The 18516-nt window shown below is 60.7% G+C and carries 19 protein-coding genes; 9 read left to right on the forward strand and 10 right to left on the reverse strand.

The window, feature by feature from the left end; translation table 11 throughout:
* On the forward strand, positions 1 to 239 hold a 239-nt coding region (locus tag Mhypo_RS18375; protein ID WP_206074925.1), incomplete at its 5' end, for a hypothetical protein.
* An 87-nt stretch (positions 240 to 326) separates the two neighbouring features.
* Positions 327 to 1577, forward strand: coding sequence for an exopolysaccharide biosynthesis polyprenyl glycosylphosphotransferase (locus tag Mhypo_RS13740; protein WP_119341861.1), 1251 nt, complete (start codon positions 327 to 329; stop codon positions 1575 to 1577).
* Positions 1578 to 1638: 61 nt separating this feature from the next.
* Here Mhypo_RS13740 and Mhypo_RS13745 read toward each other — a convergent pair whose 3' ends face one another.
* Genes Mhypo_RS13745 through Mhypo_RS13755 form a run of 3 tightly spaced genes read right to left on the reverse strand, consistent with a single transcriptional unit; the run spans position 1639 to position 3973 of the window.
* Positions 1639 to 2403 (reverse strand): SDR family oxidoreductase, encoded by a 765-nt coding sequence (locus Mhypo_RS13745; protein ID WP_119341862.1) that lies wholly within the window; start codon positions 2401 to 2403, stop codon positions 1639 to 1641.
* A gap of 7 nt (positions 2404 to 2410) precedes the next feature.
* Positions 2411 to 3421, reverse strand: coding sequence for a dTDP-glucose 4,6-dehydratase (gene rfbB, locus Mhypo_RS13750; RefSeq protein WP_119341863.1), 1011 nt, complete (start codon positions 3419 to 3421; stop codon positions 2411 to 2413).
* Between the two features lie 18 nt (positions 3422 to 3439).
* Positions 3440 to 3973, reverse strand: coding sequence for a dTDP-4-dehydrorhamnose 3,5-epimerase family protein (locus Mhypo_RS13755; RefSeq protein WP_119341864.1), 534 nt, complete (start codon positions 3971 to 3973; stop codon positions 3440 to 3442).
* Positions 3974 to 4034: 61 nt separating this feature from the next.
* Between Mhypo_RS13755 and Mhypo_RS13760 the strand changes: the two genes are divergently transcribed.
* Positions 4035 to 4859, forward strand: a complete 825-nt coding sequence (locus Mhypo_RS13760; protein ID WP_119341872.1) for a glycosyltransferase family 2 protein — start codon at positions 4035 to 4037, stop codon at positions 4857 to 4859.
* A gap of 22 nt (positions 4860 to 4881) precedes the next feature.
* Here the strand turns inward: Mhypo_RS13760 and Mhypo_RS13765 are convergent, their stop codons facing one another.
* The 3 genes from Mhypo_RS13765 to Mhypo_RS13775 all read right to left on the reverse strand — a co-directional run bounded on the left by Mhypo_RS13765 (position 4882) and on the right by Mhypo_RS13775 (position 6663).
* A complete protein-coding gene (locus Mhypo_RS13765; RefSeq protein WP_119341865.1) occupies positions 4882 to 5292 on the reverse strand; it encodes a type II toxin-antitoxin system VapC family toxin in 411 nt (136 codons plus the stop codon).
* Positions 5289 to 5519, reverse strand: coding sequence for a type II toxin-antitoxin system Phd/YefM family antitoxin (locus tag Mhypo_RS13770; RefSeq protein ID WP_119341866.1), 231 nt, complete (start codon positions 5517 to 5519; stop codon positions 5289 to 5291). Before Mhypo_RS13770 ends, Mhypo_RS13765 begins: the two co-directional genes overlap by 4 nt.
* A gap of 70 nt (positions 5520 to 5589) precedes the next feature.
* Entirely contained in the window at positions 5590 to 6663 is a 1074-nt protein-coding gene (locus Mhypo_RS13775; RefSeq protein WP_119341873.1) for a glucose-1-phosphate thymidylyltransferase, read from the reverse strand.
* Between the two features lie 115 nt (positions 6664 to 6778).
* Between Mhypo_RS13775 and Mhypo_RS13780 the strand changes: the two genes are divergently transcribed.
* A complete protein-coding gene (locus Mhypo_RS13780) occupies positions 6779 to 7885 on the forward strand; it encodes a class II aldolase/adducin family protein (RefSeq protein WP_119341867.1) in 1107 nt (368 codons plus the stop codon).
* A 19-nt stretch (positions 7886 to 7904) separates the two neighbouring features.
* On the opposite strand, the gene Mhypo_RS13785 is transcribed toward Mhypo_RS13780, so the two are convergent.
* The gene (locus Mhypo_RS13785) at positions 7905 to 8594 is read right to left on the reverse strand and encodes a monothiol bacilliredoxin BrxC family protein (protein ID WP_119341868.1); all 690 of its coding nucleotides are present in this window, start codon (positions 8592 to 8594) and stop codon (positions 7905 to 7907) included.
* A 168-nt stretch (positions 8595 to 8762) separates the two neighbouring features.
* On the opposite strand from Mhypo_RS13785, the gene Mhypo_RS13790 reads away from it, so the two are divergent.
* Positions 8763 to 9494, forward strand: coding sequence for a TVP38/TMEM64 family protein (locus tag Mhypo_RS13790; RefSeq protein WP_119341874.1), 732 nt, complete (start codon positions 8763 to 8765; stop codon positions 9492 to 9494).
* On the opposite strand, the gene Mhypo_RS13795 is transcribed toward Mhypo_RS13790, so the two are convergent.
* Complete coding sequence (locus Mhypo_RS13795; protein ID WP_119341875.1) at positions 9486 to 10220, reverse strand: SIR2 family NAD-dependent protein deacylase; 735 nt, start codon at positions 10218 to 10220, stop codon at positions 9486 to 9488. The genes Mhypo_RS13790 and Mhypo_RS13795 overlap by 9 nt on opposite strands.
* A gap of 118 nt (positions 10221 to 10338) precedes the next feature.
* Between Mhypo_RS13795 and Mhypo_RS13800 the strand changes: the two genes are divergently transcribed.
* Positions 10339 to 11811, forward strand: coding sequence for an NAD(P)H-hydrate dehydratase (locus Mhypo_RS13800; protein WP_119341869.1), 1473 nt, complete (start codon positions 10339 to 10341; stop codon positions 11809 to 11811).
* Here the strand turns inward: Mhypo_RS13800 and Mhypo_RS13805 are convergent.
* Entirely contained in the window at positions 11780 to 12496 is a 717-nt protein-coding gene (locus Mhypo_RS13805; RefSeq protein ID WP_240637259.1) for a hypothetical protein, read from the reverse strand. The genes Mhypo_RS13800 and Mhypo_RS13805 overlap by 32 nt on opposite strands.
* A gap of 64 nt (positions 12497 to 12560) precedes the next feature.
* On the reverse strand, positions 12561 to 13406 hold the full coding sequence (locus Mhypo_RS13810) for a hypothetical protein (RefSeq protein WP_119341877.1): 846 nt from the start codon (positions 13404 to 13406) through the stop codon (positions 12561 to 12563).
* A gap of 375 nt (positions 13407 to 13781) precedes the next feature.
* Between Mhypo_RS13810 and thrB the strand changes: the two genes are divergently transcribed.
* The 3 genes from thrB to metH form a co-directional block, all read left to right on the forward strand.
* Positions 13782 to 14684 carry a homoserine kinase gene (gene thrB, locus Mhypo_RS13815; protein WP_119341870.1) on the forward strand — a complete coding sequence of 301 codons (903 nt, stop codon included), beginning with the start codon at positions 13782 to 13784 and terminating at the stop codon, positions 14682 to 14684.
* Positions 14654 to 15403 carry a DUF4388 domain-containing protein gene (locus tag Mhypo_RS13820; protein ID WP_119341871.1) on the forward strand — a complete coding sequence of 250 codons (750 nt, stop codon included), beginning with the start codon at positions 14654 to 14656 and terminating at the stop codon, positions 15401 to 15403. Before thrB ends, Mhypo_RS13820 begins: the two co-directional genes overlap by 31 nt.
* A 317-nt stretch (positions 15404 to 15720) precedes the next feature.
* Positions 15721 to 18516: methionine synthase (gene metH, locus Mhypo_RS13825; protein WP_119341878.1), on the forward strand; the 2796-nt coding region annotated here is incomplete at its 3' end.

Genomic DNA, 18516 nt, shown 5'->3' on the forward strand with positions numbered 1-18516 from the left:
GAATGGCAGGCTGTGGCGACGGCAAAAACGGAGAAACATCCGGTCTATTCCTAGAGCTAAGGACTGGCTGCAGATTGCCCTTTACCGTACTCGTCACCGTCCAATACAACATTCCCTCTCTGCTTGGTAACGGCTTTCAAACCAATCCTCTCCAAAATGTTGGTTTTTACCCATCATCACACCTCTTCGTTACTCAACCGAATTCTTTAGATGAGTCGCCTTGTTCTTTTGTTCTTTGACTATTTCGCTTTTTATCCTCCGTATTATATTCTTCTCTTTGGTTTGGGGTTTCTTCCCTACTGCAAAGTTCTACGTTCCAAATTTTTATGAGAAGTCTCACCCCTAGTTTGCCAGTTCCAAAAGGGTTCAACTTTCTTGCGCCTCTGGCGATATTGCTTGCCTTGAGCTTTGCTAGTCTGGCAAGTATTGGCCACGCCCGACTCTGGGAGGCTTTTACGTACCCTTCCTATGGTGGTTTGATGCTTTTATTGACCGTAACAGGCGGCTTCTCCTTGTGGCTGTCCAACCGGTGGAGTCGTCACCCTCACACCAACGCCCTTTTGAGTCTGCTACTAGCAGCTATACTTCCTTTCATCTTGCTGGCAGCACTCTTTTATGTAGCTGGCTGGGGTTATTCACGCGCCTTTTATTCTTATTTCTTTGTATTTTTAGGTTCGCTAAATTTACTTTACCACCTCCGTCTGTTGCGCAGGCCCATACGGATATGCGCTACCTCACTCGAGGTTGAAAAGATCATTCGTAAGCTTGGGGACAGAAAGGTTTTGGTCGTTCCAATGACCGAGGCCAATAATTGTGAAGTAGTTGTGGCAAACTTGCGAGACGAGCTCGGTCTTCTACCACCTCATCTGCTCAGCCAACTTTCGGCTCGTGGCATAGAGGTTGTTGATGTTACAACATTTTTTGAAAGAATAACCGGAAAAGTGGATTTGAACCATTTATCCGAAGAGACGGACAAGCTACTACGCCCAAAAGATTACATTGGATTGAAGCGAGTTTGGGAAACAGCACTGGTAGTCTTAACCGCCCCCATCTGGTTATTGTTGGGTTTGATTGTTGCAATAGCCATCAGGCTGGACTCGAGGGGTCCCATCTTATATAGGCAAAACAGAGTGGGTCTCTTTGGCGAAGTGTTCCAAATGTACAAGTTTCGAAGTATGTACGTTGAATCTGAGCCAGAGCAACCCAAATTCGCCGCAGAAAGTGACCCAAGGGTTACACGTGTTGGCCGCTTTATACGCAAGTATCGCCTGGATGAAATCCCGCAACTATGGAACGTTATAAAGGGAGACATGAGTTTGATTGGGCCAAGGCCTGAGCAGGTGCAATTTGTCAGAGAGTATTCACAAACCATTCCACTTTACGAAACGCGCCACTTCGTTCGACCTGGAATCACAGGTTGGGCTCAAGTCGTGCAAGGTTACACGGATGACACAGATGGTGCAATGGAAAAACTATCTTACGATTTATATTACGTAAAAAATTTTTCACTCTGGCTAGACCTGTTGGTGATTATAAAAACTTTGTCGGTAATCTTAAGGGGTTTTGGGTCTCGATGAGAGTATTGCGGTTTTGCAAATGCACACGCTAATAGATCAAGGTTGTAAAACATCGAAAGGCTTACTTTGAGAGACTTCCCAACAGAGCTATTTGCAGCTTCCATCGCCTTACATCCAGCGAAATATCCTCCGGCAGCGAGACCCCTGCCTCCTGCTTGCTCGCCGGTCTCACGTCCGGACGGGTGCGCTTAGCCAGCTCGTAGACCGACTTGCGCTCGGTGGCGATGTGCAGGGTGTGGTAGGGAATCCTGGTTAGGTTCTGCAAGGCCAGCGCAATCTGGGGTGCAATGACCTCTATGTAGTCCTGGCTGGTGTAGAGGTCGTGGTAGGCCACCGGGTACGGGAAGGGCGAGGGTCGGAAACTGGTACGGATAATCAGGTAGCGAGGCAAGACCCGCACCACCTCTTCGGCAGCCAGTTTGGACAGGGCATAGTAGTTGCGCACAGGCCCCACCGGGTCATCTTCCTTGTAGCCCCCCTTGTCTCCCCAGAACACATAGTCGGTCGAGATGTGAACAAAGTGCAGGTTGCACTTCAGGACAGCCCGAACCAGGTTACGGGTACCCTCCACATTCACTCTCCAGCAAAGCACTTTCTCGGTCTCGGCCTGGGCTACGTCGGTATAGGCCGCCGCATGCACCACCACCTGGGGTTGGTAGCGCTCGAGCGTCTGCTGGACACTGAACAAGTCGGTGATGTCCAGCTCTTCCCTACCCGGCGCAATCAGGTTTGGTATCAGGCCCCGCAGGGCAGATCCCAGTCGCCCTGTTCCGCCGGTCAGCAGGATGGGGCCAGTCTCTGGCTCTGGGTGCTCGGCTCCTGACATCTCTTCCTCAGCGCCCCTCATACCAGGTTTGCATCAAGCTCTGGTGCTCTTTTTTGGCCCGCACCCGCTGCCACCAGGCCCGGTTCTGAAGGTACCACCGGATGGTCTCGCTCAAACCCTCGCTGAAGGCATACCGGCGCACCCACCCCAGGGCCTCGGCCTTGGCGGGGTCTACCGAGTAGCGGTAGTCGTGGCCGGGGCGGTCGGTGACGAATTGCTTGAGCGAAGGGGGCTTTCCCAGCGCAGCCAGGATGGCGTCGGCCACCTGCACGCCAGATATTTGTTCACGCGCTCCAAGGTTATAGGCCTCGCCCGAGCCCCCCCGGTGCAGCACCAGGTCAATGCCCGAGGCGTGGTCGTAGGCGTGCATGTAGTCCCGCACCGCAGAGCCATCGCCATAGAGCGGCAGGGGTTTGTCTTCCAGCGCATTGGTGATGAACAAGGGGATAATTTTCTCGGGGTACTGATAGGGGCCGTAGGTGTTGGAACCCCGCGTTACCACCACATCCAGGCCGTGCGAGATGCCATGGGCGAAAACCAGGTGTTCGGCCCCAGCCTTGGAGGCCGAGTAGGGCGAGCGGGGGCGGAAGGGGTCGGTCTCGAGGGAGTGGTGGTCGGTGCCGTGCAGATCGCCGTAGACCTCGTCGGTGGAAACCTGCAAAAAGCGTTTCACCCCTTCCTGGCGGGCGGCCTCGAGCAGCACCAGGGTACCCTCCACGTTTGTACGCACAAAAGCGCCGGGATCCAAAAGACTGCGATCCACATGGCTCTCGGCGGCAAAGTTGAGCACCGCATCGGCCCCCCGCAGGGCTTTGCGGGCATCGACAGGGTTGGCAATATCGCCCTGGATGAACTCAATTCGGTTCATTACAGACTCGAGGTTTTCCAGGTTTCCCGCATAAGTCAGCTTGTCCAGCACTACGATCTGCCAGTCTGGGTGGGCGCTCAAGGCATAGTGCACATAGTTGGCGCCGATGAAACCGGCCCCCCCCGTTACCACCACTCGTTTGAAATTCATTGCGTTACTCCTCAAGGCCTAGCCTCTGTCGTCCGCCCAAAGATGGGCGCCAAAAAAGTCCCACGGTAGGCGACCCTCGTTGGGGTCAGAGGGGTTGAACTGGTCGTTCATGACGTACAGCAGCAATGCCCCCCTGTGGCCAGCCCGGTAGCCATGCGCCACCCCGGAGGGAATGAGCAGCAGCGCCGGGGCCTCGCCCGACAGCAAAAAGTAGCGCCGGTTGCCCCGGGTGGGGGAGTCGGCCCGCACGTCCACCAGCCAGACCAGCAGCTCGCCCTGCAGAACGCACCAGAGCTCGTCCTGGGTGCGCTTGGGGTGGATATGAAAAGCGTTGATACGGCCCGGAACTGCCCACGAGACCGAGATTTGCCGGGCCTCGAAGGGCGTCGGTAGCCCCTCGGTCTGACCACCGGTGAGGCGCAGGTGTTCCATAAAGGCACCCTCGAGCGAGCGATACTTCTTCAGGGGCTGGTGCACCACCCCCTCAATTGCAGGGGGAACCGGATAATTCTGGTAACTTAGAGCGGCTTGGGCTTGCTCATCGAGTTTCATTGCTGCTTTTATCCTATAGGAAGCCTGTTTGGGCATGCAAAAAACCACCCCACCTTATTCTATGAGCCGAGATTTTTCCATCATTGTTATTTCCCACAACACCCAGGGCATTCTGGGTGAGTGCTTGCGGCGACTGGAAGAACACTACCCAGAAGCCGAGGTGACCGTGGCGGACTCCGCTTCCACCGACGGTAGCCCGGATTGGGTTCAGATGCACCACCCTGCGGTGAAGGTACTGAGGGTGCCCAACCGTGGCTATGCCTTTGCCGTGAACCGCGGTCTGGAGGCCGCCACCCGCCCCTGGGTGGTGGAGATGAACAGTGACATCTACCTGGAACCTGGAGACCTGGAAGCCCTGCAAAAGGCCCTCCAGGAAAACCCCAAAGCGGCTCTGGCTGGCCCTACCTTGCAAACCCCAAGAGGGCATTTGCAATCCTTCGGGCTGTTTTATGCACCCAACTACTGGAACCTGCAGCGGCCCAGGCCGGTAAGCTGGGTATCGGGCGCGCTCATCATGGCCCGGAAGAGCGCGCTGGCAGAAATCGGCGGTATGGACGAACGCTTTTTCTTCTATAACGAAGACCTCGAGTGGTGTACCCGCACCCGCCGTAAGGGCTGGCAGGTCTTGCTGGTGCCGCGCCGGGTGCTACACCTGGGGGGAAGCTCCACCCCCAGCAACCCCCGCTTTCTGGCCGAGGGCTACCGGGGGGGGCTGCTGTACACCCGCGATTACTACCCCACCCTGCACAGCCTGCACAAAAAAGCGGTCTGGCTCGAGGCCCATTTGCGCATCTGGCTCGACCCCAACCCCGTCCGTAGAGCAAGCTACAGCCTGATTTTGAACAAGATAAACGAAGGCAGTTTGGACATACCTTTCCTACCCTAGCCACAAAAGCGGGCCGACAAGTTCACGCCTCGGGCTTCCAGAGGGTTTGCAAACCCAAAAGCCCCTGCAGTTTTTCGTCGCGCGATACCAGCACCGCACTCAACCGAAGGGCCGTTGCCGCAATAAAGCGGTCGGCGGGGTCGGTGTGCGGCAAAGAGAGGCCATCGGCCTCCACTGCAGTGTAGGCATCCAGCGGCACCACTTCGATACCCGGTACCCGCAGGGCGTCCTCGAGCCAGCGCCGCGCCCCAATGGTGAAGGCCAGCCGCCCTTTCCGGGCCAGCACGGCCACTTCCCAGGCGCTAATGGCCGATACAAACAGGGCCTGCTGGGCGCGGGCTTCCTCCAGCAAAGGCTCCAGTCCCTCCGGAAGCTGGGTGGGGTCGGCCAGGAAGTAAACCCAGGCATGGGTATCGAGCAGGTAGCGACTCAAGCCAGCGCCTCCCAGGGCTCATGCGTGGGCTCAGTGGGCTGCTCATAGCGCAACAGCGTTCCCCGCAGACGCTTCCGCACCTCCTCGCCCCGGTATGGGCGAATTTCCAGCACCAGCCGGCCCCGGTCACTCAGGATTAGGGGCTCGCCGGTAGCCTCTACCCGGCGCAGAAGCTCGAGGGCGTGGGCTTTGAAATAGCTTTTGGAAACCTTCATGTCCAGGGTCATAGTACATGGTCATTTTGGGGAGAGCAAGGCAGGTCGCTTTGGGCCAAGATACGTGCGGCAAAGGCTCGAGCTAAAGCCGCACCCGGCTGCGATCGCCCAGCACCAGTTGAAGGCTGTGTCGACGGGCGTTCCCCTTGCCGTCTACCACCACCCCCTGCCCCAAAATGCTGCTGTCCAGGCGATAGGGCAGCGCATACACCTGGGCTTCATCCATCAGGATGGAGTACTCGACCTCGCTGGAAACGACCCTGGCGTTCTTGCCAATGGCTGTGTAGGGACCCACAAACCCGTCTTCAACCAGGGCTCCGGCCCCAATGTAGGCCGGGCCGCGCACCGTGCTACGGACGATGCGGGCCCCGGCTTCCACCACCACCTCACCCACCACCTGGGCCTCCTGGAGTTCTCCCTCAATCCGGCGCACGAGGGTCGAGAGGGCCAGCCGGTTGGCGTCGAGGAGGTCTTCGGGTTTGCCGGTATCCTTCCACCAGCCCCGCACCTGGTGGGCAATCACCTTCTGCCCGCTGTCCACCAGGCCCTGGATGGCCTCAGTAATCTCGTACTCACCCCGCCCGGAGGGCCTAAGCCCCTCGATGATGGGGTGGATGCCGGGGCTAAAGAGGTACACCCCCACCAGGGCCAGGTTGGAGGGGGGGTTCTGGGGCTTCTCCAAAAGTCGCACCACCCGGCCCTGCTCGTCCAAGACCGCCACCCCGAAGGCCCGGGGGTCGTCCACTGGGGTCAGGAGGACGATGGCTGCGGGCTGGGTCTGGCGGTACTCGGCCACCAGGTGCTTGATGCCCCCGGAAAGCAGGTTATCGCCCAGGTAGAGCACAAAGGGGCTATCGCCCAGAAAAGGCTGGGCGGTCTTGACTGCGTGGGCAATGCCCAGGGGGGCTTCCTGTACGATGTAGGTGATTCGCACACCCCAGCTCGAGCCGTCGCCCAGGGCCGCCCGTACCTCCTCGCCGGTTTCGGGGCTCAGCACCACGCCGATGTCGCGGATGCCGGCAGCCACCAGGTCTTCCAGGGCGTAAAAAAGGTTGGGCTTGCCAGCGATGGGGATGAGTTGTTTGGCCCGGGTGTGGGTAAGCGGACGCAGCCGGGTGCCTTTGCCTCCGGAAAGAACAAGACCCTTGAGTTCCATAACCGTGTCCAGTTTACCGGCCCGGGCCGGTTCGGGAGGGCCAGCACGCATGGTGTACAATCCGTAGAAGCTTCGACGGTCGCTTTGCAACGTTCCGAACTTGGAGGGTAACACCATGGTTCAGTCCAGCAATAGCACCAACGCTATCCTCGAGCAAACCCCGCCCAGTTTTGTTGTTGTGGGCCAGCCCACCGAAGGGCTCAAGGCTCTGGCCGACCAGCTTCCCCAGGTGATGCAGGCCCGGGGCTACCGCCACGAACCAGGTACCGAGGCACCGCGGGCGGTGCTTAATTTCATCCAGGCCGACAAGCCCACCCCCTACCGGCGCAAGGCCCAGGCCACCATGGTGGTCTCGTTTCTGGAGCTACCCCAGATGCCCCCAGACCCCATCGCCGGGCTTTATAGCTACCTGGTGCGGGCCCTGTCCAACATGCTGGTGGTCTACGTGCCGGGCCAGGGGGCCCACTTCCTGACCCTGGAGCTTGGCCGGTACCACGAGCCGGAAGGCCCTCATTTCGTGGAGCGGGTAGCCGAACGCATCCACCCCATTGCCTCCTCGGTGCTGGTGGTGAACAACCGCTTTGAGCCGGGCCTCGAGCCCGAGCTCTGGCAGGGCGATGCCCTCACCCAAAGCCTGAGCGCGGCGGGCCGCAAGCTGGCCGAATGGGATCTGCTCCCGGCGGCTTTTCCCATCGAAGAAATCCTGCCCCCTGAAGACTTCCGCCACGTCAAACGGCTGTACGGCATCGGGGGGCTTTCGTATGGCAACCTGTCGGTGCGCAAGGATGAAAAGCGCTTCTGGATGTCGGCCAGCGGGGTGGACAAGGCCAACCTGCGCGAGGTGGGGCGGGACATCCTGATGGTCACCGACTACGACGTAGAACAAAACGCCATGCGCCTCTCGGTTCCGCCGGGGGTAGAGCCGCGCCGGGTCAGTGTGGACGCCATCGAACACTGGATGATCTACCGCGAACACCCCCAGGTCGGGGCCATCATCCACGTGCACGCCTGGATGGAAAACATCAGCTCGACCCAGTTCAACTACCCTTGCGGCACCTACGAGTTAGCAAGCGCGGTGGCCGAAAAGGTGCGCGAGGCCCCCGATCCCAGCCGGGCGGTGGTGGGGCTCAAGAACCATGGCCTGACCATCACCGGCCACAGCCTCGAGGACATCCTGGAGCGCATCGAAGGCCGGCTTCTGCGCCAGGTGCCCATGACCTGAAAGGCGCTCAGACCTTTGTCTAAGGAGAGGCCTCCTCTTTCGCTGCCTGGTACTGGGCTACCTGATTACGAAACCGCTTGGCTCGCTCCAGCAATGGCTCGGCCTGGCCTGCGAGCTGGGCCTGGAACTCCAGCGCCACCACCTTGCCAGGGGTAAAGGCCCGGCCATCGGGGTTGGGGAACAGGCTGTTGAGCAAGGCAAAGTCTTCCTCGGAGCGCCAGCCTGCCTCTTTTTTGAGCTGATCCAGGTAGCCCCACTGAAAGCGCTCCTCGCTCAGTTGTCCATTTAGGAAGCGATCCAGTAAATCCATGTACACCTGCAGCCCAACTACAGCCGGGTTTCGCACCGGTTTGCCAACGTGAACCGGCAACGACTGAAGCAGAAGGGGCTCGAGGTGGTCGGGATTAATCTTCCAGTTGTCCAGGTCGAAGAGGGGCCGGGCCTGACGGAAGAGGATCAACTGCGGGCTCTGGTGCTGAATACCCGTGCGGGCCTCCACATGGTTCGAAGCTGGACGGTCTTCGGGAATGCGGATGATGCCTATGGCTACGTCTGGGCGGGGCTCCAGGTACTTCTGGACGCACTGCATGGCTTCCAAAGTTTTGTCGGTGGTGCTGGCCTTGAAAATCGCTGCCAGTTCGTGATTTTCCAAAAAGGCATCCACATCCGCGGGGGTTTTGAGCGGGAAGACTCGTTCGCGCAAGCTCATGGTGACATCAAGATACGCACTTCTGGCTTCTGTCTCCGTGGGATATGTTGCGGTTTGCCAGTTGAACACAGAGCGCTAGTCAATCTTGACCTCGGGCCTTCTGTCCAGGCCAAAGTGTGACCGATAACGAAGGTGGTGCTCATTCTTTACGTTACCCTGGACTTTGGAATGGAACGACTTCCTGCATCGCGGCCTCTACCCATACTGCCTGTATTCCTGACCTTGCTGCTACTGGCAAGCGCACTGGTGGGCGCTTATTTTGTCTTTCCCGGCTTCAAAGAGCGCATTGACGGTGTGTATGGCTTGCTTTCCGGCGGGAACCCACAGGTCCTGCAGGCCTGGGTGGCCGGGCTGGGCTTCTGGGGCCCCTTGAGCATCATCGGGCTGATGATTGCCCAGACCCTGGTCTCGGTGGTGCCCATGACCCTGGTGATGTTAATCTCGGTGCTGGCCTTTGGGCCGGTGGTGGGGGGTGTGCTGGGCTGGGTTGGCGCCATTATTGCCGCCATTCTGGGCTATAGCCTGGCCAGGTTGCTGGGGCCGGTGGTGGTAGATCGCTTTGTTAGCGAGAAAATCCGCCTGAAGGTGGAGGAACAGGTCGAGCGCTACGGGCCCTGGGCCATCATTGCGCTGCGGCTGTCGTTTGTGGTACCCACCGATAGCGTGAACTTTGTGGCCGGGCTGGTGCGAATGCATCCGCTCAAGTTTTTGCTGGCGACCTCGGTGGGGGCCGCCCCGGTGGCAGTGGTGGTGGCCTGGCTGGGGGCCGATTTCTCCCGCCTGGGACCTTTCTTGCTGGTCGCCACCCTGGTGGGCCTCACGGCCCTGGGCGGCTTTATCTTCTACGACCAGTCCCGTCTTCGGCGCAAAAATGAGTCGGGCAAGGGCGAATCAGTCTGAACCGCCCATCAGGGCCTCCATGCCTTCCACCGCGCCCATGCGCAGGGAGCAGTCGGCCCAGCTCGAAAGCGGGGTGGGGTTGGGGTTTATTTCAATCAGGTAGGCCCCATTCAGGCTGGCCAGCCGCCCCAGGCTGGCGGCAGGCTCGACCTCGGCGCTGGTGCCCACCACCAGGGCCACCTCGGCCTGGGTAAAGGCCCGCTCGGCTTGCTCGTAGGCGCCTGGTGGCAAAAGTTCTCCAAACCAGACCACGTCCGGACGGCCCCTGGCCCCACAGCCTGGACAATAGGGCGGCGGAACAAACTGGGTCGGGTCGGGGAGGGGAAACCGCTCTCCACAGCGTTCGCAGCGGCCCCGGGCGATGTTGCCGTGCAGCTCAACCAGGCGGATTGAACCGGCCCGGCTGTGCAAGCTATCCACGTTTTGTGTTGCCAGAAAAAAGCCCTCCCCCACCCGCTGCTCGAGTACCGCCAACAACACATGGGCCCGGTTGGGCTGGGCCTGCATCACGTTCTGGTAGCGCCAGGCGTACCACTCCCAGACTTTCTTTGGGTTGCGGGCATAGGCGCTGGGGGTGGCGTATTCTTCGAGGTCAAAGTCTTTCCACAGGCCAGCAGCATCGCGAAAAGTGGGAATGCCCGAGGGCTGCGAAATACCGGCCCCGGTCAGCACAGCAACCCGCCGCGCGCGGGCCAGACGCGCCTGGGCAGTGTTCAGGTTGCTCATGCTTCCAGTGTACGCATAGACCCCAAACTTCATAGAATAGGCTTGGGTTTAGGGGTTACAACAAGGCTCCTGGTTTTTTGGCCCTCGACCCTGTACCCTTGGCTCTCAACCTTTTCCTATGCGACTTTTTACCGCCCAAGCCATGCGCGAAGCCGACCGTAAGGCGATTGACCTGGGCTATCCCAGCCTGCTCTTGATGGATGCCGCCGGTAGGCGCACGGCCAAGCGGCTGCTAGAGCGCTTCGCGGGTCGCAAAATTGTGGTGTTGTGCGGCAAGGGCAACAACGGCGGCGATGGGCTGGTGGCCGCCCGCTGGCTGGCCCACTGGGGGCACGAGGTCGCGGTGTATGCTGCCGAGGGCCAGGAAGGCGATGCTGCCATGGCCCAACAAGCGCTGCGGGCGCACGGCCTGGAAATAAATCCCCTCTCGGCCTGGAAACCCCAGCCGCACAGTGTGGTGTTGGATGCACTGTTTGGCACCGGCCTGCGGGGGCCATTGGAAGGTTTTTACGCAGAGCTGGTGGAAAACATCAACCAATCCGGGCTACCCGTAGTGGCAGTGGACATGCCCTCGGGCCTCCCCTACCAGCCTCATATCCGCGCCAACCTGACCGTGGCCCTGGCGGGTCTGAAAAACGAGCACCTGTTTTATCCCCACCGAACCGCCTGTGGCCGGATTTTACTCGATTCCATCGGGATGCCGCCCAGGGCCCTGGACAACCCGCACCTACCCGAGCTGTTATCTAGCGCGAACATGCGTGCCCTCCTGCCGATTCGCCCAGGCAACGCGCACAAAGGCTCGGTGGGGCGGGTGCTGGTGGTGGGGGGGTATCGAAGTTATACAGGCGCGCCCAGCCTGGCGGCCCTAGGGGCGTACCGAACCGGCGCCGGGCTGGTCACAGTGGCCTATCCCGCCGACTGCGACGTAGTGCCCCCTTTGGAGGCGGTGCGGCTTCCCTTGTTCGAATGGAACACCGCCAACCTGCAAATGGCCCGGGCCGATGCGGTGGCGGTAGGGATGGGGGCCGGGGAAGGTGGGGTGGAGGCGGCTCTGGCTGCCTTAGGGCTGGCCCGCCCCACCGTACTCGACGCCGACGCCCTGCACGAGCGGGTGTTGCGGGCCTATGCCCAGTCGGGCCTGCCCAGCATCATCACCCCCCACCCCGGCGAGGCCAGCCGGCTGCTGGGGCTTTCAGCCGAGCAGATAGCCCGGTTTCCCCTCGAGGCCGCCCAGACCCTGGCCCAGCGTTACCCGGGCCTGGTGGTGGTGCTCAAGGGGGGGCCTACGGTGCTGGCCTGGACACCCCCAGGCACTTCAGAAACCCGGATGGCCGTCAACAGCACCGGCAACCCCCAGATGGCCACCGGCGGGATGGGCGATGTGCTGGCGGGGGTGATTGGCGCCCTTTTAGCCGCAGGCTTATCTGCCTGGGACGCCGCCCGACTGGGGGTGTATCTGCACGGGTTGGCGGGGGATCAAAGCCAGAAGCCGGGCCTCCTGGCCCACGAAGTGGCCGAGACCCTGCCGGAAGCAGTAGAGCAGCTGCGTTCAGGCTCCGCTAGGGATTTTTGGGAGCCGGGGTACGATTAACACCCAGCAGCAACACACTCATGGCCAGCATCCACAAGATGTCATAGACCACAATGGACCATAGCGCCGGGGGCACACCGCCCAGCACGTAGATCACTCGAGCCAGGCTGCCCAAGACCAGCGCCCACACCACCCCTTGCAGGTATCGCCCGATGCGCCCCCCCGCCAGTACCGGCGTTTGCTGGACAAAAAGCAGGGTCAGGTAAAATGCCACCCCAGCATAAATCAGTTCAATCAGGCTCAGGGGCCGGATCAGGGTAGTCAGGGCCGAAAGCAGCACACCGCCCAGCACGGCCACCAGGGCCAGGCGCTGGAAAAACCCCAGGGGATAGAAACCATGGCCTTCCATGCGGAAAGGCAGCAGGGTGCCCATTAGCAAAAAGAGGGCCACCCCCACCAGATAAATCACCTCGCGAATGGCTTGAGTACCGATGCCGGTGGCTACGTTGTAGGTGAATAGTAGATCACCCACTCCCAAAAACAGCAAGCCCGCCGCCAGGCCACCCAGGGCCGGGCGCACAATGGCCGGTGAGCGGGCAGCAACCCACCACAGTGCGTAGGCCCCAAGGAAGTTAGAGAGGCTTACAGCAAGGTTGCGAGCATAAGAGTCGCTCAGCAAACCCAACAACCAGACCAGCCACAAAAGCCCCAGCAAAGCGTAAGCCACCATGAATGGCGCTATCATACGCCTTTTGGTTGTGGTTGCGTATCAAGGCTCAAAAGCTGCCCCTGGCATAAGCACATTGCCGCTACAGCGTTGGGCGCAGCAAGCGGTCGAAAAGCGTGGCCGCGTTGGGCTCGAGGCTTTCGCTCATCCAGCGGCGCAGGGCTTTCTCCAGCGAGGCGGGGTCGTCGGTGGTATGGATACTGCGCAGGCGCTCGAGGGCCGAGGGGGCGCCGCGCCCCATGTATTCCTTGAGCACTTCCTGTGCCGCATTCCAGACCACGCTCAATCGAATGGCCCTTTGCTCCTGGTCTTCTTGCCGGGCCTGCTCGAGCAAATCCGGAGGCGCTTTGCTGGGGGCCTGCACCAGGTGCAGGTGACCCTCGCGAAACTCGGTGGGCAGTTCTCCACCAAAAAGGCGCTTTCCTCTGGCAAAAAACCAGGCCCGCCCCACCAGGCCATCCTCCAATACCAGCGCACCGGTAAACTGCTCCTGTACCAGCGAATCCACCAGATCTGACACCACCACACTGTTGGCAGCCATGGCGGTGATGCGCGATAACCCCTGGGTTAGGGCTACCAGCGCGGGCAGATCGTCGGGTTGCAGTCGGTAGAGCGATAGGGTGCCCTGGCCCAATTCGCGCTGTAAGGCCCGGTAAGCCACGGTGCCACAAAGGTGGCCGTAGGTCGTCTGTCGCCAGGCCTCCAGCAATCGCCCACGATAAAAGGCCAGCCAGCCCCGCTCTTCACCGGAAAAACGGGCTAGCGCATAGCCACAAAAGTTGTCCCCACGCAGCCGCTCGACCAGTTCTGAAGTCAGCAGGCCACCCGGCACACTTTCGGCCAGGGGATCGTGCTGGGGCAAAAAACTCAGCAGGTAGCCCATCAGTGCAGGAGAGATGTGCTCGAGCAGACCCCGGTTCTCACTCACAGCTCCCCCTGTACCGATGCCTGACCCGGCGAAGATGTATACATCCCCAATCTGCATAGGGCACGATAGCGCGTAAGAACTACAATCCACATACCGAACAAGATCAGGCTCCCATCCTGCTTCATACCCACCACACCCTGATATACCACTGTATATGTCTCAGCCTTGATGCCATTTGTTTGCTCACAAATATGATCAAGCAATGCGAGAAGGGCTTTAGTGCCCATAATATGCTAACGGGCAGTGTACCACGTCACCCGCTGGATTATGACTTGAGTGCGGCCCTTACACCAGCGAATCTCTGTGGCAATTTTTGAGCATTGCGCAGGTTCGGCCAAAGGTTATGATGACATAACCGCCCCAGGCGGGAGAGCTATGTCCGACGAAACCCTGTATGTTCAAGTTCCGGCCACCCTGGCCAACCTGGGTTCTGGCTTCGACGCCCTGGGGGTCGCCCTCGATCTGTACCTCGAGGTCAGCGCCTCACCCGCTCCCAGCGACCAGTTGCACTACGTCGGCCAGGGACATGTACCCAATACCCCCCACAACCTGATCCACCAGGGCTACCGGGCTGCCTGGCAGGCCCTGGGCGAAGCCAATCCGCCTACCCTTGCGATCCAGGCCCACAACCCCATTCCGCTGGCCCGCGGGATGGGCAGCAGCTCGGCAGCTCTGGTCGCCGGGGCTGCACTGGCCGATCTGCTCTCGGGGCATCAGCTTGGCAAAGAAGGCATATTCGCGGTCACCGCCGCCCTGGAGGGCCACCCCGACAACGTAGCGCCTGCGGTGTATGGGGGCTTTGTGGCGGCTCTGGCCGACCCCCCCCTGGCTTTGCCCCTGCCCTCCCCTAAAGGGCTGGTTTTTGTGCTGGGGGTACCCCCTTACGAAGTACCTACGCCGTTGGCCAGATCTGCATTGCCCAAAACCATTCCCCTTGCCGATGCGGTCTATAATCTGGCCCGCAGCGCACTCTGGCCCGCAGCCCTCTATTCAGGGCGTCTGGAGGCCTTGCGGGAAGCCGCAAGGGATCGGTTGCACCAGCCCTACCGGGCGCATCTGATGCCGGGCCTGGAGATGGCGCTTGAACAGGTTTATGCGGCGGGTGCGCTGGCAGCTTTTGTGGGGGGGGCCGGCCCGACCCTGGCTGCCCTGGCCGAGATCCACCACACCGAGGCTATTCGCTGGGCCATGCAAGGCTATGTGGGGCAAGGCTCCACCCTGGTGCTGGGGCTGGGGGAGGGTTTGCGGTGGAAGGCAGTTTCAGTACCATCCCGCTGAGCGATGTCCTGGAGATGATCCACGCCAACCGTGGAACCGGGGTTTTGCACCTGGATAGCGGCAAACTCCCCTTGCATCTGCACTTTGAGGAGGGCGAGGTGGTCGGGGGGGGCATCCTGGACTGGGAGGGCTTCGAGGCCATCTCGACCTTCCCACTGCACCCCGAGCAAGGCCACTTCAAGTTTGAAGCAAGCCATGTTCAGGGTCTTCCGCTGATGCCCTTCAAGGCCTTCATGGGGGAGTGGGCCCGCATGAACGACCAGTGGGCCCGCTTTCGCAGTGTGCTGGACTCCCCCAGCCGGGTTCTGGAAACGCCCCGGGCGGTAGAGCCTTTTGCGGTCTTTGTGGGGGGCAAAAGTGTGCGTGCAGCGGCCAAGAGCTGGGGGGTTCCACTCATCATTGCCACCGAACGGGCCTGGCGCGGGCTGCGGGAGGGCGACCTGACCAAGCTGCGCAAATACGCCTGGTTTGCCCTGCGCATCCGGCACCCTTCGGCCCGCCGAACCCAGGCGGGCATCCGCGACCCCAGGGACATTACCGTATTGCTCGATGGGAGTCGCAACCTTGGCGAGCTTGTACACGCCGGACTTCCCATCGCCCAGGTCCGCAACTACCTAATCCAGCACATCAGCAGCGGAGAACTCGAGGCCCCCGGAAGGGGCTGGATTCTGCGCGACCTGCTGTGGGAAATCGAAGCTGAGCAGAACCCGCAGAAGTAGTCCAGAAGAAGCACCACGATTCTAGTGCACGGGTAACTTTTTTTTGCGGTACGTTTTGAAACACGTTGATTGTCCAAAATTGCGATCTGCAGCCCATTAGGAGGCACTGAAGTGCATGCTGAATTCTTGGTTACCAGACCACTAGCGGTCGCAAGCGTCCTGGCCGATGAGATGAGGCCTATCTCAAGCTAGGCAACCTGCACAAACCCTGCCAGTCTCAGTGACTATCGGCAATGGGCTGTTAGCTATCCGCTATGGGCTTGGGCCAAACACCCTCCGCCTTTGGCTTTGGTATACCATGCCCTACAATAACCCTTGTGAGTGTGAGTGCACCGCGTGACTTCTTTGCCGAGCAAGGTATCGAACCTCTGACCGCCCAGGGCTACCAGCGGGCCGCCCGGGTAGAGGCTTTCCCTTATCTGAAAGCCCTTTCGGAGCGGGTGCTGGTCTACGACGGGGCCATGGGCACGGAAATTTTCAAGTACAACCTGAGCGACGCGGATTATGGGGGTGAGCAGTATAGCGGTTGTCCTGAAATTTTGAACCGCACCCGCCCGGATGTAATCGGTGCGATACACCGCAGCTACCTCGAGGTCGGCGCGGACGTAATTGAGACCAACACCTTTGGCTGCCTGCCCCACGTGCTTTCCGAGTACGGCCTGGAGGCCGAGGCCGAAGACCTGGCCTTTGCCGCCGCCCAGATCGCCCGGGAGGCCGCCGAGGCGTACTCGAGCGAAAAGCCTCGCTTTGTGGCGGGGTCGCTGGGGCCTGGCACCAAGCTCATCTCGCTGGGACAGATTAGCTGGAGTGAAATGTTCGAGTCCTACCGCACCGGGGCCCGGGGCCTCATACAGGGCGGGGTGGATCTGCTCATCATCGAGACCTGCCAGGACATCTTGCAGGTACGCTGCGCGGTGCTGGCCGCCCGGCAGGCCATGCAGGACGCTGGTCGCGAGGTGCCGCTGCAGGTGCAGGTAACGTTCGAGGCCACCGGCACCCTGCTGGTCGGCACCGATGACAGCGCCGCCCTGACCGTGCTGGAGAGCCTGCCGGTAGATGTGGTCGGGATCAACTGTGCCGTAGGGCCCGACCTGATGGACTCGCACATCCGCCATTTCTGCCAGCACAGCACCCGCTGGGTGAGCTGCCTGCCCAACGCGGGGCTACCCCGCAACGAGGGGGGCAAGGCGGTATTTGACCTCACCCCTGCAGAACTAGCCCGCTGGCAGCTCAAGTTTGTGCAGGAGTACGGGCTGAACGTGGTAGGGGGGTGTTGCGGAACCGGCCCTGAGCACATCCGGGCGCTGGCCGAGGCTCTACGCGGGAAAGACATTCCGGCCCTGCGCCACAGCCAGCCAACCCCCAGCGCCTCTCCTTTGGGCCAGGTCGCTAGCCTCTACCAGAGCGTGCCGCTCAAGCAAGATACCGGCATTCTGATTGTAGGGGAGCGAACCAACGCCACGGGGAGTAAGAAGTTCCGCGAGCTGCTATTCGCCGGAGACTTCGACGGGATGAGCGAGCTGGCCGCAGAACAGGTAGCCGAGGGCGCCCACGTGCTGGATGTTTCGGTGGCCTGGACCGGGCGCGACGAGGTTCGGGACATGCGCGAGGTGCTGAAGCGCTTTGCCACCAGCGTACCCATTCCCATCATGATTGACTCCACCCAGCCCGAGGTAATGGAGGAGGCCCTGCTGCACCTGGGCGGGCGAGCCATCCTGAACTCAGTAAACCTGGAGGACGGCCTGGAAAAGTTCGACCGGGTGGCCGCCCTGGCCAAACGCCACGGGGCCGCGCTGGTGGCTCTGACCATAGATGAGGACAAAGAAGCCGGCATGGCCAAAACGGTGGAGCGCAAAGTGGAGATTGCCCTGCGCATGTACGAGCGCCTCACCAAGGTGCACGGCATTCCGGGGGAGTCCATCCTCTTTGACTTGCTGACCTTCCCCATCACCCAGGGCGATGAGGACACCCGCAAGCTGGCCATGTGGACCGTTGAGGGTATCCGCCGCTTGCGCGAGCAGCTACCCGAGGTGGGTTTCATCCTGGGCATCTCCAACGTTTCTTTTGGGCTCTCGGCGCAGGCCCGGGTGGTGCTCAACTCGGTCTTCCTGGACGAGTGCATCCAGGCCGGCCTGACCGCGGCCATTCTGAACGCCGGTAAGATTCTGCCCATTAATCAGATTCCTAAAGAGCAGTACGAGCTGGCCCTGGATCTGATTTACGACCGTCGGCAGTTTGGTGCGGGGGGCGAGGTAACCCACGACCCCTTGTTTGCCTTTGTGGACTACTTTGCCAAAAACAAGGTGGACAAAGGCCTGGCCAAAGACCCCCTGGCTGGGCTACCCCTCGAGGAGCGCCTGAAAAAACGCATCATCGAGGGCCGTAAGGTGGGCCTCGAGGCCGACCTCGAGCTCGCCCTCACCCGGTACACGCCGGTAGAGATTATCAACCAGATACTCCTGGAGGGCATGAAGGTGGTGGGTGACCTGTTCGGCGCAGGCAAGATGCAACTGCCCTTTGTGCTGCAAGCCGCCGAAACCATGAAGGCCGCCGTGCGCTACCTCGAGCCCAAAATGGAAAAGCTCGAGGGTGTCCACAAGGGCACCATGGTACTCGCTACGGTTAAGGGCGACGTGCACGACATTGGCAAGAACCTGGTGGACATCATCCTCTCCAACAACGGCTACAAGGTGGTCAATCTGGGCATCAAGAAGCCCATCGAGGAGATTCTGGCAGCGGTAGAAGAGCACCGGCCCGACGCGGTAGGCATGAGCGGCTTGCTGGTCAAGAGCACCGTGGTGATGAAGGAAAACCTGGAGTACATGGCAGCACGCAACATCGGGCTGCCGGTGGTGCTGGGCGGGGCGGCGCTCAACCGGCATTATGTGGAAAACGACCTGCGCCAGATCTACACCACCGGCCCGGTTTTTTACGCTTCTGACGCCTTCGACGGTCTGCAACTGATGGAAGAACTGACGGGCAATGCCCCACCCCGCCTCACCAGCCGCGAGGTCAGCGGACACAAATACAAAACCGCTTACGAGATTTTGCAGGAGAAGCTGATGGCCGGTTCAGAGTACATCCCTTCCAACACCCCCCCCGCTCCCCGCATC

Source organism: Meiothermus hypogaeus, assembly GCF_003574035.1.
Lineage (GTDB): Bacteria > Deinococcota > Deinococci > Deinococcales > Thermaceae > Meiothermus > Meiothermus hypogaeus.

What these genes read in the sequence shown, in the direction of transcription:
- Mhypo_RS13740 (WP_119341861.1), top strand. Translation starts at nt 327, where the DNA reads ATGAGAAGTCTCACCCCTAGTTTGCCAGTTCCAAAAGGGTTCAACTTT.
- Mhypo_RS13745 (WP_119341862.1), bottom strand. Translation starts at nt 2,403, where the DNA reads ATGTCAGGAGCCGAGCACCCAGAGCCAGAGACTGGCCCCATCCTGCTG.
- rfbB (WP_119341863.1), bottom strand. Translation starts at nt 3,421, where the DNA reads ATGAATTTCAAACGAGTGGTGGTAACGGGGGGGGCCGGTTTCATCGGC.
- Mhypo_RS13755 (WP_119341864.1), bottom strand. Translation starts at nt 3,973, where the DNA reads ATGAAACTCGATGAGCAAGCCCAAGCCGCTCTAAGTTACCAGAATTAT.
- Mhypo_RS13760 (WP_119341872.1), top strand. Translation starts at nt 4,035, where the DNA reads ATGAGCCGAGATTTTTCCATCATTGTTATTTCCCACAACACCCAGGGC.
- Mhypo_RS13770 (WP_119341866.1), bottom strand. Translation starts at nt 5,519, where the DNA reads ATGACCCTGGACATGAAGGTTTCCAAAAGCTATTTCAAAGCCCACGCC.
- Mhypo_RS13775 (WP_119341873.1), bottom strand. Translation starts at nt 6,663, where the DNA reads ATGGAACTCAAGGGTCTTGTTCTTTCCGGAGGCAAAGGCACCCGGCTG.
- Mhypo_RS13780 (WP_119341867.1), top strand. Translation starts at nt 6,779, where the DNA reads ATGGTTCAGTCCAGCAATAGCACCAACGCTATCCTCGAGCAAACCCCG.
- Mhypo_RS13785 (WP_119341868.1), bottom strand. Translation starts at nt 8,594, where the DNA reads ATGAGCTTGCGCGAACGAGTCTTCCCGCTCAAAACCCCCGCGGATGTG.
- Mhypo_RS13790 (WP_119341874.1), top strand. Translation starts at nt 8,763, where the DNA reads ATGGAACGACTTCCTGCATCGCGGCCTCTACCCATACTGCCTGTATTC.
- Mhypo_RS13795 (WP_119341875.1), bottom strand. Translation starts at nt 10,220, where the DNA reads ATGAGCAACCTGAACACTGCCCAGGCGCGTCTGGCCCGCGCGCGGCGG.
- Mhypo_RS13800 (WP_119341869.1), top strand. Translation starts at nt 10,339, where the DNA reads ATGCGACTTTTTACCGCCCAAGCCATGCGCGAAGCCGACCGTAAGGCG.
- Mhypo_RS13805 (WP_240637259.1), bottom strand. Translation starts at nt 12,496, where the DNA reads ATGATAGCGCCATTCATGGTGGCTTACGCTTTGCTGGGGCTTTTGTGG.
- thrB (WP_119341870.1), top strand. Translation starts at nt 13,782, where the DNA reads ATGTCCGACGAAACCCTGTATGTTCAAGTTCCGGCCACCCTGGCCAAC.